19 protein-coding genes and 6 pseudogenes are annotated in these 25,447 nt (G+C 47.8%); 23 read left to right on the forward strand and 2 right to left on the reverse strand.

The window, feature by feature from the left end:
• Positions 1-447 precede the first annotated feature (447 nt).
• Positions 448-1,086, reverse strand: coding sequence for a DsbA family protein (locus JCM11969_RS11340; RefSeq protein WP_156319346.1), 639 nt, complete (start codon positions 1,084-1,086; stop codon positions 448-450).
• Between the two features lie 284 nt (positions 1,087-1,370).
• Between JCM11969_RS11340 and yjbM the strand changes: the two genes are divergently transcribed.
• The 4 genes and pseudogenes from yjbM (at position 1,371) to JCM11969_RS20455 (ending at position 5,067) form a co-directional block, all read left to right on the forward strand.
• A complete protein-coding gene (gene yjbM, locus JCM11969_RS11345) occupies positions 1,371-2,054 on the forward strand; it encodes a GTP diphosphokinase (RefSeq protein ID WP_054711382.1) in 684 nt (227 codons plus the stop codon).
• Positions 2,051-2,853: pseudogene (locus JCM11969_RS11350) on the forward strand (NAD kinase). The gene yjbM and the pseudogene JCM11969_RS11350 overlap by 4 nt, the downstream one beginning before the upstream one ends.
• Positions 2,846-3,745, forward strand: a complete 900-nt coding sequence (locus JCM11969_RS11355) for an RluA family pseudouridine synthase (RefSeq protein ID WP_054711344.1) — start codon at positions 2,846-2,848, stop codon at positions 3,743-3,745. Before JCM11969_RS11350 ends, JCM11969_RS11355 begins: the two are co-directional and overlap by 8 nt.
• A gap of 251 nt (positions 3,746-3,996) precedes the next feature.
• A pseudogene (locus tag JCM11969_RS20455) lies at positions 3,997-5,067 on the forward strand (2,3-butanediol dehydrogenase).
• 299 nt (positions 5,068-5,366) lie between these two features.
• Here JCM11969_RS20455 and JCM11969_RS11365 read toward each other — a convergent pair.
• The gene (locus JCM11969_RS11365) at positions 5,367-5,963 is read right to left on the reverse strand and encodes a copper homeostasis protein CutC (RefSeq protein WP_054711345.1); all 597 of its coding nucleotides are present in this window, start codon (positions 5,961-5,963) and stop codon (positions 5,367-5,369) included.
• 62 nt (positions 5,964-6,025) lie between these two features.
• Here JCM11969_RS11365 and JCM11969_RS11370 point away from each other — a divergent pair, with 62 nt between their 5' ends.
• The 19 genes and pseudogenes from JCM11969_RS11370 (at position 6,026) to JCM11969_RS11450 (ending at position 25,272) form a co-directional block, all read left to right on the forward strand.
• Positions 6,026-7,207: an AI-2E family transporter gene (locus tag JCM11969_RS11370; RefSeq protein WP_054711347.1), complete on the forward strand. Its 1,182-nt coding sequence runs from the start codon at positions 6,026-6,028 to the stop codon at positions 7,205-7,207.
• Positions 7,208-7,424: 217 nt separating this feature from the next.
• A complete protein-coding gene (locus tag JCM11969_RS11375) occupies positions 7,425-7,940 on the forward strand; it encodes a tRNA (cytidine(34)-2'-O)-methyltransferase (protein ID WP_054711349.1) in 516 nt (171 codons plus the stop codon).
• 55 nt (positions 7,941-7,995) lie between these two features.
• Positions 7,996-10,367, forward strand: a pseudogene (locus JCM11969_RS11380) (DNA translocase FtsK).
• A gap of 87 nt (positions 10,368-10,454) precedes the next feature.
• Entirely contained in the window at positions 10,455-10,574 is a 120-nt protein-coding gene (locus JCM11969_RS17175) for a DUF4044 domain-containing protein (RefSeq protein WP_082409323.1), read from the forward strand.
• 668 nt (positions 10,575-11,242) lie between these two features.
• Positions 11,243-11,593: a DUF3397 family protein gene (locus tag JCM11969_RS11385; protein WP_054711351.1), complete on the forward strand. Its 351-nt coding sequence runs from the start codon at positions 11,243-11,245 to the stop codon at positions 11,591-11,593.
• A 234-nt stretch (positions 11,594-11,827) separates the two neighbouring features.
• Positions 11,828-12,259 (forward strand): division/cell wall cluster transcriptional repressor MraZ, encoded by a 432-nt coding sequence (gene mraZ, locus JCM11969_RS11390; RefSeq protein ID WP_054711353.1) that lies wholly within the window; start codon positions 11,828-11,830, stop codon positions 12,257-12,259.
• Between the two features lie 37 nt (positions 12,260-12,296).
• Positions 12,297-13,238, forward strand: a complete 942-nt coding sequence (gene rsmH, locus JCM11969_RS11395) for a 16S rRNA (cytosine(1402)-N(4))-methyltransferase RsmH (protein WP_054711355.1) — start codon at positions 12,297-12,299, stop codon at positions 13,236-13,238.
• A gap of 38 nt (positions 13,239-13,276) precedes the next feature.
• Positions 13,277-13,666: a cell division protein FtsL gene (gene ftsL / locus JCM11969_RS11400; protein ID WP_054711357.1), complete on the forward strand. Its 390-nt coding sequence runs from the start codon at positions 13,277-13,279 to the stop codon at positions 13,664-13,666.
• The gene (locus tag JCM11969_RS11405) at positions 13,663-15,780 is read left to right on the forward strand and encodes a penicillin-binding transpeptidase domain-containing protein (protein WP_054711359.1); all 2,118 of its coding nucleotides are present in this window, start codon (positions 13,663-13,665) and stop codon (positions 15,778-15,780) included. The genes ftsL and JCM11969_RS11405 overlap by 4 nt, the downstream gene beginning before the upstream one ends.
• A gap of 71 nt (positions 15,781-15,851) precedes the next feature.
• Positions 15,852-16,806, forward strand: a pseudogene (mraY, locus tag JCM11969_RS11410) (phospho-N-acetylmuramoyl-pentapeptide-transferase).
• A gap of 56 nt (positions 16,807-16,862) precedes the next feature.
• On the forward strand, positions 16,863-18,245 hold the full coding sequence (gene murD, locus JCM11969_RS11415; RefSeq protein WP_054711362.1) for a UDP-N-acetylmuramoyl-L-alanine--D-glutamate ligase: 1,383 nt from the start codon (positions 16,863-16,865) through the stop codon (positions 18,243-18,245).
• A complete protein-coding gene (gene murG, locus JCM11969_RS11420; protein ID WP_054711364.1) occupies positions 18,245-19,342 on the forward strand; it encodes an undecaprenyldiphospho-muramoylpentapeptide beta-N-acetylglucosaminyltransferase in 1,098 nt (365 codons plus the stop codon). Before murD ends, murG begins: the two co-directional genes overlap by 1 nt.
• A 51-nt stretch (positions 19,343-19,393) precedes the next feature.
• Positions 19,394-20,245: a cell division protein FtsQ/DivIB gene (locus JCM11969_RS11425; protein WP_054711366.1), complete on the forward strand. Its 852-nt coding sequence runs from the start codon at positions 19,394-19,396 to the stop codon at positions 20,243-20,245.
• A 123-nt stretch (positions 20,246-20,368) separates the two neighbouring features.
• A complete protein-coding gene (gene ftsA / locus JCM11969_RS11430; RefSeq protein WP_054711384.1) occupies positions 20,369-21,700 on the forward strand; it encodes a cell division protein FtsA in 1,332 nt (443 codons plus the stop codon).
• Positions 21,701-21,724: 24 nt separating this feature from the next.
• Positions 21,725-22,971 (forward strand): annotated as a pseudogene (gene ftsZ / locus JCM11969_RS11435) (cell division protein FtsZ).
• Between the two features lie 37 nt (positions 22,972-23,008).
• A complete protein-coding gene (locus tag JCM11969_RS11440; RefSeq protein WP_054711368.1) occupies positions 23,009-23,446 on the forward strand; it encodes a cell division protein SepF in 438 nt (145 codons plus the stop codon).
• Positions 23,447-23,475: 29 nt separating this feature from the next.
• The gene (locus JCM11969_RS17180; protein ID WP_439709747.1) at positions 23,476-23,763 is read left to right on the forward strand and encodes a YggT family protein; all 288 of its coding nucleotides are present in this window, start codon (positions 23,476-23,478) and stop codon (positions 23,761-23,763) included.
• A gap of 12 nt (positions 23,764-23,775) precedes the next feature.
• Complete coding sequence (locus tag JCM11969_RS11445; RefSeq protein WP_054711370.1) at positions 23,776-24,558, forward strand: YlmH family RNA-binding protein; 783 nt, start codon at positions 23,776-23,778, stop codon at positions 24,556-24,558.
• Positions 24,559-24,574: 16 nt separating this feature from the next.
• A pseudogene (locus JCM11969_RS11450) lies at positions 24,575-25,272 on the forward strand (DivIVA domain-containing protein).
• Positions 25,273-25,447 lie beyond the last annotated feature (175 nt).

Genomic DNA, 25,447 nt, shown 5'->3' on the forward strand with positions numbered 1-25,447 from the left:
TTTCTGTTTTCCGAAACGCGTTTCGGCTTGAGGACAGAGAATCGGCAAAGAAATGCCCGAACCTGGTATTTCCGTCAGAGTGAGCTTACAAGCAGCTTTCTGTTTTCCGAAACGCGTTTGGCGTGGTTACCCAAAAATTGCCGGAAAGAAATTCGTATTTTTACCTAATCAAAAAGAATCCTTGGCCACACTCCGAAATTGGCGTGTAGCTAAGGATTCTTTTTGGAGGACAATCATTATGAAATTACAGTGATTTTCTAGATTACCGTGCCGAAACGCGTTACAGAAAGCAGAAGGTTGCACACAAGAGGACTCTGACAAAAATTCCAAACCCAGGAATTTCTGTCAGAGTCCTCTTGTGCTCCACCTTCTGGACGCTTTCTTCCACGCTCTAGACAAACGGTTGCACAAAACCACAAACTCAATTACCCAAAATGGTATTGCGTGCTACAGAATGTGAAAGTTAGGGTGGTCTTCCGTTTTTTGTTTCGCTAAAGCCTGATTTGCCAGCAACCCTTGATTTTCGCAAACTTCGAATAGTGTTTGGTCGGTCACATCATTTAACATGAGTCCGTAGTCTGAGACATCTGCATTATACAAGATTGCGGTGGATGGGGCTTCTACCTTCATTTCGGATGCTAGGCGCTGATCAGCTTGAAAGGCACGTTTTGCGATGTCTGAGCGACGATCTTCGCCAAACATATCGACATCTAGATGTGACTCGTCGGCGACTGACATGACCAGATCATCGCAGTAATGTTCATCATCTGTGATGAGGGCATCCTGTAACGCCATCAAGAACTGACGGCCGCGTTTCTTACCTTGAAACAGGGCGGCCTTATAGTCGAGAATAGCTTGATAGTGGAGTTGAAAGACCTGGTTACGCAACCTCAAGTCATGATAGTCTTCTTGGTCGCATTTCAACTGTTGATCAATCATTTGTGGCGTTAGCAACGGAATGAATTGGTAAGAAATGTGATCGAATATTTCGTCAGCCAGCTTTAGGATGTACTGCTCTGACTTCATACATCGACTCCCCAGTGGGTTTATAAATAAGTACACTTCTAACACATTAATTTCCTCCATTGTAGGTCGTGACGTGACACGACCATCGATTCAAAATAATCATAAAGCTTTTTACCGTAATTGCAAGCAATGGGCACTTTTTTAATGGTTTTAAAAACAATGACGTCCCATCACCTGTTTCCATGTTGTCCATCATGCAATAAAATTATTGATTCGTAAAGCGAAATGCATTATCTTTGAAATCGATGTTTATGATTTTAGGTTTTTAACATCTATGCTAAAATATGTACTATGCTTGTTTACTATTAAACAAGTGAGTTGTTGAAAGAACTGAGGTGACCATGTTGATTGAAAATTGGGATCATTTTCTACTACCATACACACAGGCAGTGGATGAACTAAAGATTAAATTAAGGGGTATTCGCAAACAATTTCAGAACCAAAATCAACGACCACCGATTGAATTTGTGACTGGGCGGGTCAAACCCGTAGCCAGCATTCAGGAAAAAATGACCAGGCGGCACGTGACTGAAGAACGGTTGGAACAGGACATGCAAGATATTGCAGGCCTGCGGATCATGTGCCAGTTTGTGGAGGATATTTATCAGGTCGTCGAACTTCTTCGGAAGCGGACGGACCTAACGATTCTGGAGGAACGTGATTACATCCATAATGAGAAGCCAAGCGGTTACCGCTCGTATCACATTGTCATTGAATATCCTGTTCAGATGGTGACTGGGGAGAAAAAAATTTTAGCGGAGATTCAGGTCAGAACGTTGGCGATGAATTTCTGGGCCACCATTGAACATTCATTAAATTACAAATATCAGGGGGCGTTTCCAGAAGAATTGAGTGCGCGGTTACAGCGTGCTGCGGAAGCGGCCTTTAAGCTTGACACTGAAATGTCAGAGATTCGCGAAGAGATTCAGGAAGCGCAACATCTGTTTTCCTATGGGAAGCGCCCGGATCAGGGGGACAACGATTCGTCATCTCAGCAAACTGATCGTGAAAAGGATGAGAACTCTTGAAAATAGCAATTTTTAGTAATGACGGCCCGTCGTCAAGGAAGGTCGCTGAGGCGTTGAAAGCCAAGATCGCAGCAGAACACTTGACGATCGACGATGACCACCCGGAAATCGTCATCACGGTGGGCGGCGATGGAACGCTGTTAACGGCGTTTCACCACTATCAAGACCAACTAGCCAGCATTCGATTTGTCGGCATTCATACGGGCCATTTGGGCTTTTACACGGACTGGCGGGACTATGAAGTTGATCAACTGATCGATAGTTTGGCAAACGATAACGGCCAAAGCGTGACTTATCCGCTACTAGACATCGGCGTTGAATACGATAATGGGGCGTATGAAAAATTATTAGCCTGAATGAGTCCACTTTAAAGCGGGCGATGGGGACGATGCAGGCCAACGTCTATATTAAGGATAAATTGTTTGAACTTTTTCGTGGCGATGGGCTCTGTGTGTCCACACCAACGGGCTCTACGGCCTATAATAAATCAGCTGGCGGGGCGGTTTTAAGCTCTGAACTTGAAGCGATTCAAGTGTCTGAGATTGCCTCCATTAACAATCGGGTGTTCCGGACACTGGGGTCGCCGCTGATTATTTCACCAAGCGAATGGGTGCGCGTTGAACCTGCCCAGGAGGGTGAAATGCTGCTGACATGTGACACCGAACTGGTCAGCCATCAGCAGGTCAAGGCAATTACTTACCGGATTTCAAAACAAAAGATTGCCTTCGCACAATACCGGCATACCCAATTTTGGCAACGGGTCTCAGAGTCATTTATCGGGGTTAAACCAAATGACTGAGTTTTCCTGGCAGTATCAGGCAGAAACCCCGATTCATGTCCGCACGTTTATGCGCCAAAACGGCATCAGCCGGACGCTGCTGAAACAGATTAAATTTCAGGGCGGCAAAATTATGGTGAACGGTGAAAATCGCCGGGTGAACACTATGATGCACAATACGGATGTGTTGACCGTTGTGCTGCCACCAGAAATTGGGAGCGACCGCATTGTGGCGTCACAGACAGCGCTTGATATCCTGTACGAGGATGACCATTTTCTGGTGGTTAACAAGCCAGCAAAGGTCGCTTCCGTCCCGTCTCATCTTTACCCAGATGATGCGCTTGTGAACCGGGTGAAAGGCTACCTGGTGCGCACCCATGCGCCCAGCCAGGTCACGCACATCGTGACCCGGCTTGACCGGGAAACAAGTGGGGTGGTGCTCTTTGCGAAACATCATTTTGCACACACGGTTTTGGATACGCAGTTAAAACAACATACGATTCAAAAAACGTACGTCTGCGTTGTGCAAGGGCAACTCCCTAACAATCATGGTGTCATCAATGCGCCGATTGGTCGTGAGCCAGGGTCGTTCATTAAACGCGCTGTCCGGCCTGATGGCCGACAAGCGTTGACCGAGTACTGGCAGATCAAACGGATGCCGCAAGCGGCGCTTTTACGTGTTCAATTGCATACCGGTCGAACGCACCAGATCAGAGTCCATTTGACAAGCTTGGGTCATCCATTGCTTGGTGACTTTCTGTATGGTCAGCAGACCAATCCGTGGATCCACCGACAGGCACTGCACTGTGCGCGGGTAAGTTTTTACAATCCGTTTGCACAAAAACAGGTGACCTGCTATGCACCACTGCCGCAGGATTTTGCGTCACTCATTACGCATGAGGCCGCATTATGAGTATGAAACAAAATAATTGTTTGCTACTAAATTGGACAAAATGAAAACACTTGAGCTGGCTGTGAGCAGGCTCAGGTGTTTTTTATTCGGCATTGTCGCATCAAGTCTTACACTGTTGTCATGAAAGCCAGCATTTATGTAAGAAATCAGATGGTTAACAGGTGTAACAATTGATGGTTGCGTTTTCATAACGGCTCTCGTAGACTGAAGATGTAGTCGATACTTAGTCGTTAATTTGGGAGGCCTTTTGAATGAAAGCTGTACGAATTTATGGGGAAAAAGATGTTCGGGTTGAAGATGTTACGATCGATGATCCAAAGGACGATGAAGTCCAAGTCCGTGTGAAGTATTGCGGGATTTGCGGCAGTGATCTCCATGCCTATTTGGAAGGTTGGGGGTTACCAACTCAACCATATCCGCTGACTGGCAAAACGGTTCCTATTACACTAGGTCATTAATTTTCAGGCGAGGTCGTTAAGGTCGGAAAGGACGTTGACACCCTCAAGATTGGTGACGATGTTGCAATCGAACCATTAATTGCGTGTGGTAAGTGCGAAAACTGCCGGAAGGGTGACTATAACTTCTGTAACAATGCCGTTGCAGCAGACGGTGCCGGGAACTTCTTAGGCTTCTCACAAGATGGCGGCTTTGCGGAATTCGCAAACGTTCAGGGCGTTTTTGCTCACAAACTGCCAGAAGGCATGGATCCTGAATTAGGTGCCGTTGCTGAACCAACTGCTGTGGTTTATGAAGCCGTTAAACGCAGTGGCTTGCGTGAAGGTGAAAATGTGGCAGTTATGGGTGCCGGCCCAATCGGTCTCTTAATGGCACTACTTGCTAAAATTAGTGGTGCCAACAAGGTCTACATTGTGGACGTTTCAAAAGTCCGCCTCGCAAAGGCTAAGGAACTTGGTATCGAAAACACGATTAATCCATCCGAAGAAGACGTTAACGAAGTCATTCGTAAAGACCTGCTAAACGGGGTCGACATTACGTTTGAATGTGCGGGTGTTCAGGCAACCTTTGATACAGCCCTGAAAGTGACAAAACGGACTGGGACATTGCAAGTTGTTGCACTGTTTGGTAAAGACGTTTCAATGAACATGACGGATGACGTGATCATGCAAGGCATCAATATCACGACAACGTTGTGCTACAACAACTCATTCCCAGCCGTGTTGGGCATTATCAACAACCATCCTGACACATTCCGGAAAATCATCACTAAGGAAATTGGCCTTGATCAAGCCGTTGACGAGGGAATCAAAGCATTAGCTGAAGATAAATCACAGGTTAAGATTTTGGTGTCACCGGACCTGTAGCAGAGCGTGAAGGAAAACGGTAGGAAGCGGAGTGTAAGCCGACTCTGACATAAAGGCCCGAACTTGGCCATTATGTCAGAGTCGGCTTACATGCAGCTTTCTGTTTTCCGAAACGCGTTTCCACAATGTGAAATAGACAGTCGCTTTCCATAGTCCGAAATGCGTTTGCGACACAGTGGCCAAGAAAGATCGATTTCATCCGAGCAACAAGATTTTGATAGGACTGTGCGACAATAATTTTTTTAAAAAACGACCCTCATCACTTATTTACAAAAGGGTCGATGAGGGTCGTTTAACGTTTATTTCAAAACCGCCAAATTCAGATCATTATCCTGAGCAAATGCGTCAAGCTTAGCACGGTCAGCACTCATCGGCACTGGCACAAGTGATTGCGCCTTTGCCTTAGCAACAAAGTCAGTCCATTCGGCTTGTTCCGCCGTGTCGATGTCAAACAACACGCGCTCAACGCCGCTATCTGTCAATTGTGAGAACGTCTGTGAATCAGGAGCATTCACGCTGCCCCAAACATCGGCTAAAGTCACAGTCATCCCGCCCGCGGCTGCAATGAGATTGGCCATCGCCTCGTTATCGAGCTGGTGGTTCTTGGTGGTCGCTGCGAAGATCACTTCGTCTGCACCAAGCTGCTGGGCTTCCAGAAGGTCAGCTTCCATGATTTTTAATTCAGTGTCCGTGTAGGTGTAGTCACCCTGACGCGGTTTGATGAGAAAGCCAATGCTGCCATCTTGGTCGTGGACGTACAGGGTCGCCTCTGCAAGAACCCCCTTACTTGGTGTTGTGCCACCGGCAGCGCGGTTATCAGCCACGATCACGTGGTCGTGGTGAGTCAGTGTTTCGGGTAGTGACGTGTAATTTTCAATGAATGGAACTTCAATCATGAAGTGGTTCCTCCTTGTGTTATGCTAAAATGATTATAGCAAGTTTTTGGGGAGGGTGCTAAATGAAACAATCTCGACAACCGATTCGATCTTGGTTTTCAGCCTGGATCCTAAATAGCAAAACAGTGGTTGCACTGATTATTTTGCTGCTGGTCCTGCTGAATCTGTTCATGTTAAGTAAGCTGCCCTGGCTCTGGTCACCATTGAAGGGTGTTTTTACCTTATTAGGGGTGCCCATCATGCTTGCAGGAGTCGGCTACTACCTGATCAATCCGCTTGTAGATCGACTTGAGGCCAAGTTTCACGTGAATCGTCTCGTGACCATTGCCGTGGTGTTTGTTGTGATCCTCGGATTGCTCATTTGGGGCGTTGTGTCGTTGATTCCGGTTGTCCAGGCGCAAATTGTGAGTCTTTTAGATAATTGGCCGCGTTACTGGAATCATTTGGAAGACTTTTTGACCCAGTGGGTACCCGGATCGCCGTTTGAAGCGCTACATAAGCAGTTGACGGACTTTAATGATGAAATCGCCAACCTGTTAAAGGGCCGCGGTTCAGATCTGGTGTCAACGTCACTGACGTCGATTGCTGGTGTGGTATCGCGGGTTTCAACGGTTTTGATTGCGCTGATCACGGCGCCATTCATTCTTTTTTACCTGCTGAAGGACGGCCACCAGCTGCCGAAGTATCTGGCCCACTTTGTGCCAAAACGCAACCGAGCATCGTTTTTAAGGATCCTGACGAGCATGAATCGCCAAGTCAGCAACTACATTCGAGGACAGCTGACCGTCGCGTTTTTCGTTGGGGCGATGTTTGCCCTAGGGTACTGGGTCATCGGCCTTAAATTTGCCTTGTTACTTGGCATCGTTTCTGGTATCTTAAACTTGATTCCGTATCTTGGCTCATTTTTGGCGATGATTCCGGCAATCACGGTCGGGGCGTTTGTGTCGCCGTTGATGCTGGTGAAGGTTCTCATTGTGTTTGCGATTGAGCAGACCCTGGAAGGCCGAGTGATTTCACCGTTAGTACTAGGCAACACCTTGGCGATTCATCCGGTGACGATCATCTTTATCTTGCTAGCGGCGGGCAAACTATTCGGTGTTCCGGGTGTCATTCTTGGGATTCCTGGGTATGCGGTCATTAAGGTGATCGTCAACGAATGGTTTGATTGGTACCGACGACATTCTGATTTTGACACAGATGACGCCGTAGATGAGCAACCGGCGTCATCATCGTCTGAAAAATGAGTGTGTTTCTTCATTAAATCTTTACGAAAACTTGCATCTTTTCTAATTTCATGTTAAATTACTGGTTGAGAAATCGTTCGGGAGTGGATGTCGAGAAATCGTCAGCTTCTGTCGAATTTGCACTTCATTAACGCAGTTCCTCGCCGTGCTAACACCGAGGAGTTGCGTTTTTTTATGCCCCATTACCATGTGAACTATATCTAAAAGGAGAATTTTGATGGCTAATCATATCGTACTATTTGAACCATTAATGCCGGCAAACACCGGTAATATCGCGCGGACCTGTGCCGGAACGGACACCATTTTAGACCTGATCGAACCACTTGGCTTTTCGGTGGACGACGCGCATTTAAAGCGGGCGGGGTTAGATTACTGGGATAAGGTCGATATTCGATACCATAAGACCCTACAGGATTTCATGGCGACCGTCCCAGATATTACCCGCTTGTTCCTTGTATCGAAGTTTGCTGAACACGGGTACACTCAACGGGATTACACAGACGTTAATGGCGGTGATTACTACTTCATGTTTGGTAAGGAAACAACTGGGCTGCCAGAACCATTTATGCGTCAGCATGCTGAACAGGCCATTCGAATTCCACAGGATGATAGCCATATCCGCGCACTGAATTTATCAAATTCAGCGGCCATCGTAATCTATGAAGTCCTGCGACAACAGGATTTTAATCACTTGGAAATTAGCCATTTATACGATAACGATAAACTCAAGTAATACACTAGAGGATGTAGACACACGGCAGTTACTGCCGTAAAAAGGGGGCAGTTTTGTGGCACAAAAACGTCGACAAACACGACGAAAAACGACCAGCCGGGGTGGAACAAAACGGCCGACTAAACGAAAGACAGCCGCTCAGCAGCATCAGTATACGGGCAACGTTATTGGCCTGATCCTCCTCTTGGTCTGCCTTTTGGCACTGCTTCAAGCAGGCATTATTGGCACTTTGGCAGCCAACCTTATCCGATTTGTGGTGGGGGATACCTACCAATTTGTCGGCCTCATTGGTGGTGCCGTGGGCTTGGCTTTATTGATCACTGGGAAATTACCAACCCTGAAACGCCACTTCATAGTGGGGGTTGGGATTGCGTACGTGGGCTTACTCTTGTGGCTGCATACAGCACTGTTTTTAGCTGCTGACCAGCACACTGGCTTCGTGTCGTATACCTTGCAATTATTGAATTCAGATATTGCCAACGGCAGCGTTTCTCAGCACATCGGTGGTGGCATGGTTGGGGCAGTCTTCCTGACGATCACAAACTTTTTGGTCTCACTGATCGGCACACAAATTATTGCGGTGATCCTGATGATCGTCGGTGTCATGGTCTTCTTTAACATTCCCATGGCCGTTTTATTTCAGGGACTCTCAAAGGGCTGCCACGTCTTTGGCAGGGAATTACGCGACTGGGCAACAGTCTCGTTACCGGGGTTCAGTCGATCATTGCCCGTCAGCGGCAACGCGCAGCTCAGAAACCGGCCAAACCAAAACAGTCGAAGCCAAAACCGCGACAACAGTCAGAAACAGTTGCCACGAGTCAGGCACCGTTAACGGCACCGGAGGAGAAGACGTTACCGACCCCCGTTTCCGAACGGCAACCGGCCAGTGACAAGATTCCAATCAGCGTTGCGAGCCAGCCAAAGCCGGCTGCTCAGACTAAACCGGAAGAGGATGACGATACGGATCTGTCAATGCTGCAAACTCAGGATGATGATCCGAACTACCAGTTGCCTGATACGTCATTACTGACGCCGATCCCGAAAAAGGATCAGACGGATGATTATCAAACGATTGAAAAGAACACTAAAATTTTGCAGCAAACGCTTGCCAGTTTTGGTGTCGATGCGGAAGTGAAGCACGTTAATTTGGGGCCTTCGGTGACCGAATACGAGCTTCATCCTGCTATTGGGGTCAAGGTCTCCCGAATCGTGAACCTGTCAAACGACCTTGCGTTGGCCTTGGCTGCCAAGGACATTCGAATCGAAGCGCCGATTCCGGGCAAGTCATTAATTGGGATCGAAGTGCCGAACCGGGAAATTTCGACAGTTGCGTTTCGTGACGTCAGTGAAGCCGTTCCCCACGGACCAGCACATATGTTGGAAGTACCGCTTGGCCGTGACGTGACTGGGAAAGTTATCACTTGTGATTTAACTAAAATGCCGCATCTCCTCATTGCCGGGTCAACTGGGAGTGGGAAGTCGGTGGCCATCAACGGGATCATTACCAGCATTTTGATGAATGCTAAGCCAAGTCAGGCTAAGTTGATGCTGATTGACCCCAAAAAGGTTGAATTAAGCGTTTATAATGGGATTCCCCACTTATTGACACCGGTTGTGTCTGAACCCAAAAAAGCGGCCCGGGCACTGCATAAGGTCGTGCACGAAATGGAACAACGCTACGACCTGTTTGCAAAGGTTGGTCAGCGGAAGATTTCCGGTTACAACAAATTTGTACAGGAACAGAATCAGGAAACAGATAAACCGCTTCCGGTGCTGCCATACATTGTTGTCATCGTGGACGAATTGGCTGATTTAATGATGACTGTTTCAAACGAAGTTGAAGACGCCATTATCAGATTGGCGCAAATGGGCCGGGCCGCTGGGATTCACATGATCTTGGCGACTCAACGGCCATCCGTCGACGTTATTACTGGCTTGATCAAGGCGAACGTGCCGTCACGAATTGCCTTCGCCGTTTCAAGCGGGGTGGATTCGCGGACCATTTTGGATTCAAACGGTGCTGAAAAATTGCTCGGGCGTGGGGATATGCTCTACATGCCGATCGATCAAAATTCACCAGTTCGGGTTCAGGGCGCATTCATTTCGGATCAGGATGTTGAACGCGTTGCTGATTTTATTCGTGAAGAACAGCCCGCTGAGTACGATGAACAGATGATGGTGAGCGATGAAGAAGTTGCGGAAGGGGATACAGAGTCTTCCGAGGACGACCTCTTTAACGATGCACTGGACTTCGTGGTTGACCAGCAGAAGGCCAGCACCTCACTACTGCAACGGCACTTTAGAATCGGGTATAACCGGGCAGCTCGGCTGATCGATGATCTTGAACAGGGGGGCTTTATTGGGCCTCAAGACGGGAGCAAGCCGCGTCAGGTGTATAAACAAAAGCCTGCTGATCCTGGTGACTAGACTGGTTCAGATTTTAGAATTGCAATTCTGAGCCGTCCACGTTACACTGTTTAGATAGAAAAGCCTTTAGAAAGTGGTGCAAACTTAATGCAAAAGAAAAAGAAATCGACCTTTCAAAAAATCACGATGGTTTTCGTGTGGTTAATGATCATTGTTACTGTCGGCTCGCTGGTTGCGACCGCTATCGGTTCTTGGGGCGGATTTTAGGCGTGTTGTTAGATTAAAAAATAGCATTTCAGGCTTAGAATGGCCAAGGACGTCGCATTTAGGTGCGGCGTCTTTTTTAGAGCGTGAAGCAAGGCGTTTAGGGGCGGAGCATAAGGGACTCTGGTCACAAAAGTCCGGGCCTGACTTTTGTGACCAGAGTCCCTTATGCAGTAGCCCCGTGCCTTGCTGAGCGCGTTTCCACTAGAGAAGGGTCACGCACGTCGCCACAAGCACTCATCGGCAGATGCGCTGGACCTTGTGACCAGAGTCCCTTATGTAGCCCCGTGCCTTGTTGAGCGCGTTTCCACTAGGTAGTAAGAATCAAATAATAAGTACTGTTGTCCGTGCATTCCACAATTTGGCACTCCCTGTATTCCGGTGGTGTTTTTCAGAAATCAGTATATGAGCTGTTGCTAGCCACTAAGGTTGCTTTATCGACTAGGAAAGCAGCGCAATTACATGCCGTGTTTTTGCAGTGAATTCGGCTATACGCCGATTGTGAACAACCCTTACTAAGAGGGGGGAATCGCTGTTTAGGCACGAGAAGCTTGCTAGTTTACGAAACCGCTAAGCGTGCTGGCTGAAAACGCTGTAGTTTTGGCGCACTTGCATCTTACCCACACTATCTATATAATGAGTTGGTATTTTATTGAGGGGTGTGAAAAAAGTTGGCGAATCCACTGGTTCAAATCGGGTTGTTGCTTGTCGTCATAGTGGTTTGGCAACTGTTGAAACGCATTAAACTGTTGTCGAAAATGAAAAACGGGCCGTTGCTGGACGTGTTGCCGGTTATTTTGCTCGTCTTTATGTGGTTCTTGACCAATACCTGGGATGCGCCCTGGTTCGCCACGATGATCTGTATTTGGATGATCGGGGCGATCTTCTTGACGGTCGTGTGGGGACTCGCACGCGGTGAGATTTTGTGGGATCAGTTCCTGTTATTATTTTGGCGTGCCAGCCTGATTTTTTTGACGCTTGCGTATCTCGTGACAATTGTTGCCAGTTTTTGGATTGTGTAACAAAAAACAGCAAAAATTATGAAGCCGACAACCACTCGTGAAATTGTTGCACAAACTTTAGAATTTTACTTAAAATAGGACCAAAAAGAAACCCGCCAAACGTACGTTTGGCGGGTTTCTTAGATTTTTAAAGGATTTTGTTAAAAGATTGATATAAAAGTTGGGTGACGTGTGGTAGAAAGTGGGGGCATGTGGTAAACTTTAGGTAAATTAGTTGACAAAGGGGGCGGTTGAATGTTCATGGGAGAATTTGAGCATGCAATCGATTCCAAAGGTCGACTGATTATTCCAGCAAAATTTCGTGAGCAACTTGGTGAAACGTTTGTGATCACTCGTGGGATGGATGGCTGTTTGTTCGGTTATCCGATGGCCAAGTGGGAAATTCTACAAAAACGTTTGGCAGCGTTACCGTTAAATAAACGCGATGCCCGGGCGTTTGTGCGCTTTTTCTACTCTGCCGCAACTGAGTGTGCCTTTGATAAACAGGGGCGGGTCAACTTACCTAAACCACTGCTCACCCACGCTGAAATTCAAAAACAGTGCGTCATCGTTGGGGTGTCCGAACGGTTCGAAATTTGGAGTCAGGAACGTTGGAACGCCTTTGCGGACAAAGCTGAAGAGAATTTCGATGACATTGCTGAGAACTTAATTGACTTTGATATTTAAACTAACAGTCACACGGTGGGAGGTGACCGCAAAACACATGGCAACATATGGACACGTAACGGTTTTGTTGAACGAGGCCGTTGCAAACTTACAAGTCGCATCAGATGGTCAATACGTTGACTGCACACTGGGGGGTGGCGGTCATACGGGGAAAATCTTGACCGAGTTACAAACGGGTCAGTTATTTTCCTTTGATCAGGACCAAGCGGCCATTACATTTAATCAGCAGCAATACGCTGATGAGATCGCAGCAGGTCGGTTAACCTTGGTTCATGATAATTTTCGAGAATTAGCGTCTGAATTGGACGCACATGGTGTTTCAAACGTGGACGGTATCCTCTATGATCTGGGCGTTTCATCACCCCAGTTCGACGATGCCAAGCGGGGCTTTAGTTACCGGTATGACGCACCACTGGACATGCGGATGGACCAGTCACAGGAACTGAGTGCTAAGACCGTGGTCAATGAATGGACCTATCAGGATCTAGTCAGAATTTTTTATCGCTACGGTGAGGAGCATTTTGCGAAACAAATTGCGCGAAAAATTGAGCAACATCGCCAAGATGCCCCAATCGAAACCACGGAACAACTTGCTGAGGTGATCAAGGAAGGCATTCCGGCCGCAGCACGCCGGCATGGTGGTCACCCAGCAAAAAAAGTATTTCAAGCAATTAGAATCGCGGTCAATGATGAATTGGGCGCCCTTGAACAGTCTTTGGAGCAGGCTTTAACACGACTCAATCCTGGGGGAAGGATCTGTGTCATCACCTTTCAGTCGCTCGAAGACCGGTTAGTGAAAACAATGTTTAAAGAAAAAAGCAGCTTACCTGAATTACCGGCGGGGTTACCGGTGATTCCGGATGACATGAAACCAGATTTTAAGTTAATCACGCGCAAGCCAATCTTACCAAGCGAGTCGGAGTTAACGGAAAATCATCGTGCGCACAGCGCAAAGTTACGCGTCATCGAACGGGTGTAAATTTGTGACCATTATATTAAGGAATAGGATGATGAAGTATGGCTCTGAACAATTTGGCAAGACAAACGACGCAATCACCGCAGCCGTTCCAGGCAACGCCTGACGAACAGCCTTTACATAAAGCGGCAACTCGAACCGTTAAGCTTCCAAAATACTTGGCGACTTCGAAATTTGAAAAATGCTTACTGTTAGTTGGCAGTTTAATGGTGATTACAATGATGGTGTGGTTGGTCAGTCTGAAGATTGGGGTATCTTCAGCACAACAACGGTTACAGGATGTGAATACACAAATTACCAGCCTGCAAACGAAGAACACCAACAAGCGTCAAGAAATCAACGAACTTTCTAACCGGTCCCGACTTGAAAAGATTGCTAAGAAGGACGGTCTGTCACTATCGAACAACCAAATAAGGAACGTGAATAAATGAAACAATCACCTAAGCGAACGGTGACTAGTCAACAAGCACAACGTAATCGGAGAGTCTTCGGACGCGTCCTATTTCTGATCATTACGGGTGTGTTTGTACTATTCATTGCTCGTTTTTCTTATATCGCAATTGGAAAAAATGTGGAACACGTGAACTTATCCGCGCGGGCCCAAAAATTGTACACGGCAACACAGACAGTGAAGGCACAGCGGGGCACCATTTATGATGACTCGAACCAGCCGATTGCCGAGGATACAAGTACCTATTCGTTATATGCCGTTTTAGATAAAACGCAGCGGAGTACGGATGGGCGCCCAATGTATGTGCAGAATAAGAAAAAAACCGCCACTGTTTTAGCCAAGTATCTGCCCATTAGCAAAAAGCGGGCGTTGGCTTATTTAACGCCGTCAAATGCCAAAACGTTCCAAGTTGAATTTGGGCTGGCCGGTCAAAATATTTCTCTGACGACCAGAAACAAAATTGAGCAGGCGCATCTAACCGGCCTTAATTTTGTCCAGCAACAAGCCCGTCTTTATCCAAACGGTGTGTTTGCTTCTTACTTGGTGGGGAACACTGCCACTAACAGCAAGGGCGTTCTTACTGGGACGATGGGCCTTGAAAGCCAGTATAACAGTCTGTTAACTGGGACCAACGGATTCAAGACGGAAAAGCAGGATAATAACGGCTACAAGATTCCGGGCACGACCCAGAAGGATAAGAAGGCCAAGAACGGCGACGACGTTTACACAACGTTAGATTCACGTCTGCAGACGCTGCTTGAAACCGAAATGTCGGCGCTTCAATCAAAGACGCATTCCAAGTCACTTAACGCCGTCTTAATGAATGCGAAGACTGGGGAAATTGTGGCGTCAACGCAGCGACCAACGTTTAATCCTGAAACGGGTGCTGGTCTGGGAACGGACGGCACCTGGCGGGATAGTCTTGTTCAGGACCTGTACGAACCAGGGTCAACGATGAAGGTTTTCACAATGGCCGCTTCGATCGACAGTGGCAACTATAACGGAAACGCAACGTATCAATCCGGGAAGTATACTGTCGGCGGTCAAGTGGTGCCTGACTGGCAGACGTCTGGTTGGGGAATCATTACCTATAACAAGGGGTTTGCGCTTTCAAGTAACGTTGCGATGGCGCACTTGGAACAACAGATGGGCGCTAAGACTTGGATGAAATACATCAAACGGTTCAAGTTCCTCAAGTCGACCAACTTTGGTCTTCCCGGGGAACAAGCCGGCAGTATTCAATTTAGTAAGGCCATCGAACAGGCCGATACTGCCTTTGGTCAAGGGATTCAAGTCACGGCCATTCAGATGCTGCAGGGATTGTCTGCTATTGCGAACAATGGTAAGATGTTGAAGCCGTATCTTGTTCGTAAAGTGGTCGATCCAAACACTGGAAAAACCGTTAAATCCTATGGCACAAAGGTCATCGGGCACCCGGTCTCCGCAGCAACTGCTAAGGCTGTTAGAAAACACATGGAAGACGTTGTATATAAGTCTTACGGCATTGGTGGCGACTACAAGATCAAGGGTGTTCGGATCGCGGCAAAGACCGGGACTGCTCAGGTCAGCAACGGGAAGTCTGGGTATCTGAGCGGGGATGATAGTTATCTCTACTCAGTTGCCGCCATGGCACCCGCGAAGAACCCGAAGTATATTATGTATATTACAATGAAGCAGCCGACCTTACCGGGCACCGAAACGGCGACCCAGTTATTGGCGGATGTGTTCAAGCCAGTGATGAAACGCGCCCTGTTAGAGGATTCATCTAGTTCCTCGACAGAAACCAGCACTAAGATGGTCTCCTATGTCAACCGGTCTGCTAAAGCGGCCGAAGAGACCCTAACGAAGGCTGGCTATAAAGTCACCGTCCTTGGATCTGGTAACCGCGTCGTTAAGCAGTCGCCAGAATCTGGTCAGGTGATGATGGAGGGCCAACGGGTGATCCTGCTGACCAGTGGGGCACAAAAGATGCCAAGTATCAGCGGCTGGTCGAAGAGTGATATTCTGCGGTTGGCTGATCTGCTTGGGATGAAGGTGACCTTTACGGGCAACGGATACGCAAAAACACAAAGTATTAAGGCGGAACAAGCGTGAGTGACGAGGAACAACTCAAGGTCTCACTAGGTAACTGACCCGCCGCATAAAGAGTGAAAGAGGAGAAATCAATGAGTTCAACAATTGCGTTTGTGATTAGCTTTATCATTACGCTGGTCTGTATGCCAGCCCTGATTCGGTATTTCCGAAGTAAACATGAGGGTCAGATGATTCGTGAAGAAGGGCCTTCATGGCACGAAAAAAAATCGGGAACACCAACGATGGGTGGTCTGATGTTCATTATCGCAATTATTGTGGGCTCATTAATTGCTGGGGCCGTGGGACACTTGCTGTCGCCCGTCCTGTTGATTTTATTGTTTATTTTGATCCTTTACGGATTGCTTGGCATGTGGGATGACTCGATCAAGCTGTTCCGTCGGCAAAACGAAGGATTGAAAGCCTGGCAGAAATTGCTTGGCCAAATTGTCGGAGCGGTCGTTTTCCTTATGGTCTACGTGCACGAAGGGTTGCCGCTTGGCATCGTTATTCCGGGTTTTGGTAATTTGAATCTGGGCTGGATCTATTTCTTATTCGTTGCGTTTTGGTTGGTCGGGTTTTCAAACGCGGTCAATTTGACAGATGGCCTTGACGGACTCGTTGCCGGGGTGGCCACCATTTCGTTTGCAACTTACGGCATCATTGCCGCACATCAACACCAGTACGACGTCATGCTCTTTTGTTTTGCCGTTGTTGGTGGGCTGCTTGCCTTTTTGGTGTACAACCACAAGCCAGCAAAAATTTTCATGGGCGATATGGGTTCATTAGCTTGGTGGCGCCCTTGCAGCGGTCTCTATTTTGCTGCATCATGAGCTATCGCTGCTCTGGATCGGGTTGATCTACGTGTGTGAAACCGCTAGTGTCATCTTGCAGGTGGCCTCGTTTAAACTCACGGGCAAGCGCATCTTCTTAATGTCGCCAATTCATCACCACTTTGAAATGAAGGGGTGGAGTGAATGGCGGATCGATCTTACCTTCTGGGCTATCAGTCTGGTGACTGCAGCAACGGGACTCTGGGCAATGTGGTAGTACGCAACACAAGTAATGATGAGTTTTAAATTTAAATAGGTGGCGGAATAAGAAAAATGAAGGCAATTCAGACGTATCAGGGTAAAAGGGTAATCGTAGTGGGACTCGCAAAAAGCGGCTTTAACGCAGCTAAACTGCTTCATCAGCTTGGCGCCGTCGTTACCGTGACCGACCAGCAACCGCTAGATAAAAATGCGGAAGCACAAGAATTGAACGCTACTGGCGACTATGTGGTCTTAACTGACGAACAGACGCCAGATCAGTTAGACGCTGGGTTTGATTTAATGGTCAAAAATCCTGGGATTCCCTACGATGTGCCGATCGTTAAGGCGGCGTTAGCGCAAAAACTGCCAATTATTACGGAGATCGAGTTGGCCAGTGAAATTAACGAGGCTGAACTGATTGCTGTGACTGGCAGTAATGGGAAAACAACGACCACGACGATGATTACGAAGATGCTCAATCAGGAACGACCAGCTGGCCGCAGTGCCTATGCTGGCAATATCGGCATCCCTGCCAGTCAGGTGGCAGCTTCCATGACGCCTGACGATACATTGGTCCTTGAAACCTCAAGCTTTATGCTTCTGGGCATCACCGAATTTCACCCGCATATTGCTGTTTTGACAAATATTTTTTCGAACCATCTGGATTATCATAAAACGCGTGAAAACTACGTGAACGCAAAGATGCGCATCACGATGAACCAGACTGCCGACGATTACTTCGTGGTCAACTTTGATTCAGAAGAATTAGTGGCGCTCAGCAAACGGTCGCAGGCACACGTTGTGCCATTTTCTCGCACGGGTGTCACTCAAGACGGTGCCTATGAAAAAGACGGCAACTTGTTCTTTAAGGATGACCTGATTATGCCCGCAGCCGAGATCAAGGTTCCAGGTGACCACAACGTTGAAAACGCGTTGGCTGCAATTGCAGTTGCTAAGATCGAGGGCAAATCAAACGCTGCAATTAAGCACGTTTTGACCACCTTTGGCGGCGTTCGTCACCGCACTCAGTACGTGTTAACCAGTGAGGGACGCCAGTTTTACAATGACTCTAAGGCAACGGACATGGAAGCGACTGAAATGGCATTAAAGGGCTTCAAACAACCCGTTGTTTTACTAGCTGGTGGTCTTGATCGCGGGTACACCTTCGAACGTCTTGTGCCATTCTTTAAGGACCACGTGAAGGGCATTGTGCTCTTTGGCGAGACAAAGAATCTGCTCAAAGAAGCCGCTGAGGCTGCCGGTGTGGCCACGATTGAAATGAGTGAGAATGCAGAAACAGCTGTCCCAACAGCTTATGCAATGAGTGCACCTGGTGACGTCATTTTGTTATCACCTGCCAACGCGAGCTGGGATCAGTACCCGAACTTTGAAGTCCGTGGGGATAAATTTATTCAGGCGGTTGAACAACTGACTGGTAAAAAGGGGGAACAATAATGCGATTAATGGTATCAGGCGGTGGGACTGGCGGCCATATTTATCCGGCCTTGGCCGTGATCAATGAGCTTAAACGCCAGGATCCAAACGCTGAAGTCATGTACGTTGGCTCACAACGTGGTATCGAAAGCACGATTGTTCCAGAACTCGGGATCCCGTTTAAAGAAATGGAGATTCAGGGATTCAAGCGGTCGTTGTCACTGGAAAATTTTAAGACGGTGTATCTCTTTTTGAAGAGTGTGCACCGCGCTAAAAAACTCGTTCGTGAGTTTAAGCCGGACGTTGTTCTGGGAACTGGCGGCTACGTTTCTGGCGCCGTCCTGTACGCGGCTGCTAAGCAACACGTCCCAACGGTCATTCATGAACAAAACAGTGTGGTCGGGATGACGAATAAGTTTTTAAGCCGGTACGTCGACAAGATCGCCATCAACTTTGAGATGGCCCGTGATCAATTTCCTGCTGACAAGGTCGTGATGACTGGAAATCCACGGGCTCAGGAAGTGGCTAATATTGACAGTCATTTTGATCTGGCAAGCTTTGGGTTGGATAACACGAAACCAACGCTGCTGGTTGTCGGCGGGTCACAAGGCGCTTTGAAGATCAATAAAGTGATGGTTGAAAGCCTTAAAACGTTTGCGACTAAGGACTACCAGGTGGTCTTCGTGACAGGCCCTAAACGTTACGACGATGTCATGGCGCAGATCAAGGACCTGAAGGCACCAAACATTGCCATCAAGGCGTACATCAGCAACATGCCGGAAGTGCTCCCTAAAATGGCGGCCGTTGTTGGCCGGTCCGGGGCAACGACCCTGGCAGAACTGACTGCGTTAGGTGTGCCTTCGATCCTGATCCCAAGTCCTTACGTGACGGCGGATCACCAGACGAAGAATGCGCAGAGTCTCGTGGACGCAAACGCAGCCTTAATGATTACCGAGGCTGACCTGTCACCGGAAACCTTGGTCAGCACGGTCAATCAGTTGATGACTGACCCAAGTAAACAGGCGGCAATGGCTGCGGCATCTAAGAAATTAGGGAAGCCACAGGCAGCAACCGAGATGGTGGCACTGCTACGCTCGGTCATCACCGCCCATCAATAACCGAGACGAGGCAAGACCCATTAAGAGATTCTAGGAGGGGGCGAATGGGAGATGGCCTTTAAGTTGGACCGGAAGCGGTCGAATCGCAAGGTTGCGGTGACACCGTGGGAAAAATATCAAAATCAACAAGAAGAGCGTGAAAAGGCGGCTAAGAAACAGCGCCGCCCGTCACGGATCGGGGCAAAGCTGCCCTGGTTAAAGCATCAAAAGCATCGCCGGTTGCTCAAACGGATGAGTATCCTGGTCGGCATCTTTGCGGTGATCTTACTGGTTGCCGGGTATTTTGCGACCCCCATTAGCCATATTTCTAAAATTTCAGTGACTGGCAACCGGGTTGTCAAAACAGCCAGCGTTGAAAAGATGACTGGTCTTAAAACTGGGGATTCAATTTATAAAGTTTCTAGTAAGAATGCTAAACAGATCTCTAAACGGGTGAAGCAGACGTATCCGCGAGTAAAATCGATCTCGTTTAAGATCAAAAAACACAATCAACTGGCGATTCACGTGGTCGAATATCAAACGGCAGGGTTTGTGCCCAGCAATGGCTACTACCGCATTGCCCTTGAATCCGGCGTGATCTCAAAAGAAAGACAAAAGCAGCCTACTGGTAATTATCCGGTGTACGACAAGTTCACGTCAGCACGCCGGCTCCACCAGATGATCCTGCAATTTGCCAAGTTGCAGCCCAAAATTAAGACGGGCATTTCGGAAATTCAATTTTCTCCAACAAAATCGAATCCGGAACGCATTCATGTTTTCATGAACGATGGCAACGAAGTATACGCGACTTTATCAACATTTGCGGCTAAAATGGCGTATTATCCAAGCATTGCAGCAAAAATGAAACGCAATGGCGTGGTCAATTTGGAAATCGGCGCATATTCTTACCCATTTTCAAGTTAAAATGACGTCACTGTAGGAACTTAGCACTTTTTTATCAGTGTGTATTTGTGGTAAACTGAGTTGTAAACTACGACGATTTAGGTAATGAATGAATATGTCGGAATTAAGGGAGGCTCCTGCATGATGGATACTTCAGGTATGTACGTGGGACTTGATATAGGGACGACCTCAATCAAAGTTATCGTGGCTGAGTATTTGGACGGTCAATTGAATGTTTTAGGGGTAGGAAATGAACGTTCATCCGGACTCAGTCGTGGGGTCATTGTTGATATTGATAAGGCAAGTGAGGCAATCAAGAATGCAGTTAAATCTGCGGAGGAGAAAGCCAGTATTGAGATTCATGACGTGGTGGTGGGCATTTCTGCCAACATGTTGAAGATCGAACCGGTAAACGGGATGGTGGCCATTGGCGACCAGGCTCGGGAAATTACGGATCAGGATGTCCGTGATGTCGCATCTGCGGCAATCATTCAAAATTTACCACCAGAACGAGAGATCATTAATTTGGTCCCAGATGAGTTTGTCGTGGACGGTTTTGATGGCATTAAGGATCCGCGTTCCATGGTTGGTGTTCGATTAGAGATGCACGGGATGTTATTTACGGGTCCCAAGACGATCGTACATAATACGAAAAAGGCAGTTGAGCAAGCCGGCTTAAACCCGCAGTTAGCGGTTGTGAGTCCAATTGCACAGGGGCTCAGTATTTTAAGCGATGGTGAACAGGATTTCGGAACGATCTTACTGGATCTGGGCGGCGGTCAAACGACCGCAGCTGTCATCCATGATCACAGATTAAAGTATGCCGAAGTGGATCCTGAAGGCGGCGACTACATCACCAAGGATATTTCCGTGGTGTTGAACACGTCGATTGAAAATGCGGAAAAGCTGAAACGCAATTACGGGTATGCGGATGCAACTCGCGCGGCTGAGGACAACCAGTTCCCAGTTGATGTTGTGGGTCAGTCCAGACCAACGGAAATCACGGAACAGTACCTGGCTGAGATCATTGAAGCACGGTTATCGCAGATCTTTGATAAACTTAAGGGTCAGTTAGCGGCGACGAACGCGTTATCTCTGCCAGGCGGTATCGTGGTGACCGGTGGGGTGGCAGCGTTACCCGGCATTGTCGACCTGTTGAAGGCCGACTTTGACGATGTACCAGTCCGGGTCTCAATTCCCGACCAAATGGGCTTACGACACCCGTCATTTACCCAGGCACTTTCGCTGGTCAACTATCGCGGTCAGCTCAATGAGGTGGATCTGCTTGTGCAATCAGCGCTTGCTGGCAACCAACAGTTAGCCTCACAGGTTGCAAAAAAGCCGGCACCAGCAACGACCTCACAGTCGCAAGCTGCACCTCAGCAGGCGACTGCTACAACTGAAAAACGCAATAAGCAGACAACTAAAAAGCGCAGTCAAGGATTCAAAAAATTCTTTAGCGACTTCTTTGACTAATTCGAACCACTGGAGGGATTTCAAATGGAATTTTCGTTAGACTCGACACAGAACCATAGTGCCAACATTAAAGTTATCGCGTCGGTGGCGGTGGCGGTAACGCCGTCAACCGAATGATCGAAGAAGACGTTAAGGGCGTTGAATTTATCGTGGCCAACACGGATGTGCAGGCACTTGAAGCTTCAAAAGCTGAAACTAAGATTCAATTAGGACCGAAACTAACTCGCGGGTTAGGCGCAGGTTCGAATCCTGAGATCGGGTCAAAGGCTGCTCAGGAAAGTGAAGAACAGATCGGCGAAGCTTTAGCGGGTGCGACATGGTCTTCGTGACAGCCGGCATGGGCGGCGGTACTGGTAACGGTGCCGCACCGATCGTGGCAAAATTAGCCAAGGAACAGGGTGCCTTAACGGTTGGGGTCGTTACCCGGCCATTTACGTTTGAAGGGCCTAAGCGTGGCCGATTTGCTGCTGAAGCGTTGCCCAAATGAAAGAAAACGTCGATACACTGATCGTGATTGCGAACAACCGTCTGTTGGAGATCGTTGACAAGAAGACGCCAATGATGGAAGCCTTCCAAGAAGCTGACAATGTGTTGCGTCAGGGTGTTCAAGGAATCTCAGACCTGATCACCAGTCCTGGTTACGTTAACTTGGACTTTGCTGATGTGAAGACAGTGATGCAGGATCAGGCTCTGCCTTGATGGGGATCGGTTCAGCAAACGGCGAAAACCGGACGGAAGATGCCACTAAGAAAGCTATTTCGTCACCACTGCTTGAAGTTTCAATTGATGGCGCTGAACAAGTGCTGTTAAACATCACTGGTGGCCCAGACTTGTCTCTGTTTGAAGCCCAAGCAGCTTCTGAGATCGTTTCTTCAGCTGCAACGAGTGACGTGAACATTATCTTCGGGACGTCAATTGACGAAAACCTTGGTGATGAAGTTCGCGTGACTGTGATCGCAACTGGGATCGACCAACGCAACAAGGGCGGTCGGCCAGCAACGCGCAGTGCCCGTCACTTAGGCACTGATAACCAGTCAGACAGCCAATCAACACAAAACAACACACAATTAGATTCTGATCGGTTAGACAACGGTAACACGCAGTCTAACAACGACCACATGGTCAGTCATCGACAAGACGCAAGCGAATTTGACGGCGTTTCAAAGCCTGATTTCAGCGTTTTTAACAGCGATGACCTTGATAACCAAAACGGTGATGATTCGGGCTTAGACACCCCGCCGTTCTTTAAGCATCGCCGGAAGCAAGACTAAGTTACGCTAACCGAGTTTGCGAAAGGAGCGTAAGAGAATGGGAAAATTTAGTATGAGCCGCTTTTTTGGCATTGACGACGATTACGATGAGACGACTGATTACCAGCAACCGGATGACCGCGAAACCAGTAATCAGCAACCTGTTGAAACACCGGCACCGCGGCGTAATGGCGGCAAGGTCGTTTCAATTAATGCGCCGCGACCGTCAATGAACAAGATTGCCTTGTTTGAACCGCGCCTATACTCTGATGTCCAAGAAATCGCAAGCCGGCTTATCAAAGATCAGGCGGTCATTGTGAACCTCGGCCGCATTGAAAAGGGACAAGCACGGCGCATTATTGATTTTTTGACTGGGACGGTATTTGCTATTGAGGGCGACATTGAGCGGGTCGGTGATCAGATTTTTCTGTGCACGCCGCGTAATTTCGAAATCAAGGGCGACATCTCAGCAAATTTAAACGATAAGCTCAATTAAGGAGTGAGTCTTTGGTCCAAGCAATTAGTATGATTTATTGGGTGTTGTCACACTTAATCGAGCTTTATAGCTGGGCAATTGTGATCTACGCACTACTAAGCTGGTTTCCAGGAGCCTACCAAACGGCATTTGGCCAATTCCTGGCACGAATTGTGGAGCCTTTTCAACGTTGGTTTAACTTTGCGCACATTGATGATTGGTTTTGCACCGATCGTTGCCTTGATCGTGTTGCAAGTTGTCAATTACGGGTTACAGTATGTTGCCCAACTTCTTTTACAGTTCGTGAGTTGAGTTGTCACATCTATTTGGTTTTGTAGGAGGAGTTTGAATTGGCTGACAACATCGCACAGCACTTTCGTAAGGAGGAAGCCGCCTTTATTGAAAGTGCCACAGGTTGGATTCAACAGGCCAATGATGAATATCGGCCGATTTTGACCCACTTTTTGAACCCGCGTCAGCAGTATATCTTAGAGACATTGGTGAACCGTGAAACGGATGTTAAACTGCGGCAAAATGGCGGTTATCCGGGTGCGGAAATGCAGCGTGGCTTGATCTATCCGGACTATTTTGAAACAAGTGACTCGGACTTTGATGTGAACTTGTTTGAAATTGACTATCCGGTTAAGTTCACGGAGTTGCACCATGGCCAGATCTTGGGATCCATGCTGGCGGCTGGTATCGACCGGGACGTGCTTGGTGATATCATCACTGACGGCACGCGCTGGCAGGTGTACACCACGGGTGAAATGGCGAGCTATATTAGCGACCAGGTCACCCGAATGGGGAAAATCAAGGTTCGGTTGCTGCCAATGGAATTGTCGGCGCACATTGTGCCGTTAACGGCGTGGGAGTATGAAACCACTACGTTGTCCTCGGCGCGAGTCGATAACGTTGTTGCTACAGCCTTTCATCTATCTCGACACCATGCCAAACAACTGATCGAGGCTGGCAAAATTCAACTGAACTGGAATGAGTTTGAGCGTCCCGACTATCAGTTGGCACACCAGGATATTATTTCCGTTCGCGGGTTTGGCCGAGTTAGATTAAACAGTGTTGATGGTGTCACAAAGCGTGATAAGCTGCGCGTCACGTTGTCAGTATTACACAAGTAAACGGGGAGGAACACTTATGGTACTAAGCCCACTGGACATTCATAATAAAGAATTTTCGACAAAGTTACGTGGTTACAACATTGATGAGGTCAATGATTTTCTGGAACAAATTATTAAGGACTATCAGATCACCCTTGATCAAAATAAGAGTTTAACGGATCAGCTGGCTGCCAGCGACGAAAAACTCAAGTACTTCAATGATTTGAAGGATTCATTGAACCAGTCCATCATTGTTGCGCAGGAGGCTGCCGATAAGGTGCGGGCAAATTCCCAAAAGGAAGCGACATCATTAATCGTGAGGCCCAAAAGCAAGCCAATGACGTTGTGAGTGAGGCTACCGATAAGGCCAACCAGTTACTTGAAGAAGCGTCCAATCGTGCCAAGCAGTTAGCCGTTGAGACGGATGATCTGAAGAAGAGTACCCGGGTCTTCCGCCAACGCCTGCAAGTCATGTTGGAATCACAGTTAGAAGAGATCAAGTCAGATAACTGGAATGAGTTATTGAAGGATGATGGGTCTTCTTCTTACGAAGACATTAAAAAAGCCATTTCTGAGAACAGTCTTGACAATGACGCTGATGATGGCGTAGACTCAGACTCACAAGCAGATGATGAGTCCGATCAGATTTACGATGCTGACCAACCGGTTGATCCGAAGCACGATACGCGGACCGAAACGGTGGTCATCTTCCCAGATGATGATCAAAAGGCGTAGTGATTTGCGTAAATGAATACCGCACATGAAGAACAGCAAGTCAGATAAGATACATATAAGCGAGCCGAAAACTGGTGAAAGTTCGGCGGTCCCTGTTGTCTGACGGATCATCTTCTAGCTGTTTGGCTGAAGTAGTAAGCCAAGCCGGTTCGACCCGTTATCGTCATGTAAGAAG

The organism is Secundilactobacillus paracollinoides DSM 15502 = JCM 11969, from assembly GCF_001311135.1.
In the GTDB taxonomy this organism is placed as follows: domain Bacteria; phylum Bacillota; class Bacilli; order Lactobacillales; family Lactobacillaceae; genus Secundilactobacillus; species Secundilactobacillus paracollinoides.

Bases quoted from the DNA above. Each gene is read 5' to 3' on its own strand.
- JCM11969_RS11340 (WP_156319346.1), bottom strand. From the start codon at position 1,086: ATGGAGGAAATTAATGTGTTAGAAGTGTACTTATTTATAAACCCACTG.
- JCM11969_RS11355 (WP_054711344.1), top strand. From the start codon at position 2,846: ATGACTGAGTTTTCCTGGCAGTATCAGGCAGAAACCCCGATTCATGTC.
- JCM11969_RS11365 (WP_054711345.1), bottom strand. From the start codon at position 5,963: ATGATTGAAGTTCCATTCATTGAAAATTACACGTCACTACCCGAAACA.
- JCM11969_RS11370 (WP_054711347.1), top strand. From the start codon at position 6,026: ATGAAACAATCTCGACAACCGATTCGATCTTGGTTTTCAGCCTGGATC.
- JCM11969_RS11375 (WP_054711349.1), top strand. From the start codon at position 7,425: ATGGCTAATCATATCGTACTATTTGAACCATTAATGCCGGCAAACACC.
- JCM11969_RS17175 (WP_082409323.1), top strand. From the start codon at position 10,455: ATGCAAAAGAAAAAGAAATCGACCTTTCAAAAAATCACGATGGTTTTC.
- mraZ (WP_054711353.1), top strand. From the start codon at position 11,828: ATGTTCATGGGAGAATTTGAGCATGCAATCGATTCCAAAGGTCGACTG.
- rsmH (WP_054711355.1), top strand. From the start codon at position 12,297: ATGGCAACATATGGACACGTAACGGTTTTGTTGAACGAGGCCGTTGCA.
- ftsL (WP_054711357.1), top strand. From the start codon at position 13,277: ATGGCTCTGAACAATTTGGCAAGACAAACGACGCAATCACCGCAGCCG.
- JCM11969_RS11405 (WP_054711359.1), top strand. From the start codon at position 13,663: ATGAAACAATCACCTAAGCGAACGGTGACTAGTCAACAAGCACAACGT.
- murD (WP_054711362.1), top strand. From the start codon at position 16,863: ATGAAGGCAATTCAGACGTATCAGGGTAAAAGGGTAATCGTAGTGGGA.
- murG (WP_054711364.1), top strand. From the start codon at position 18,245: ATGCGATTAATGGTATCAGGCGGTGGGACTGGCGGCCATATTTATCCG.
- JCM11969_RS11425 (WP_054711366.1), top strand. From the start codon at position 19,394: ATGGCCTTTAAGTTGGACCGGAAGCGGTCGAATCGCAAGGTTGCGGTG.
- ftsA (WP_054711384.1), top strand. From the start codon at position 20,369: ATGGATACTTCAGGTATGTACGTGGGACTTGATATAGGGACGACCTCA.
- JCM11969_RS11440 (WP_054711368.1), top strand. From the start codon at position 23,009: ATGGGAAAATTTAGTATGAGCCGCTTTTTTGGCATTGACGACGATTAC.
- JCM11969_RS17180 (WP_439709747.1), top strand. From the start codon at position 23,476: ATGATTTATTGGGTGTTGTCACACTTAATCGAGCTTTATAGCTGGGCA.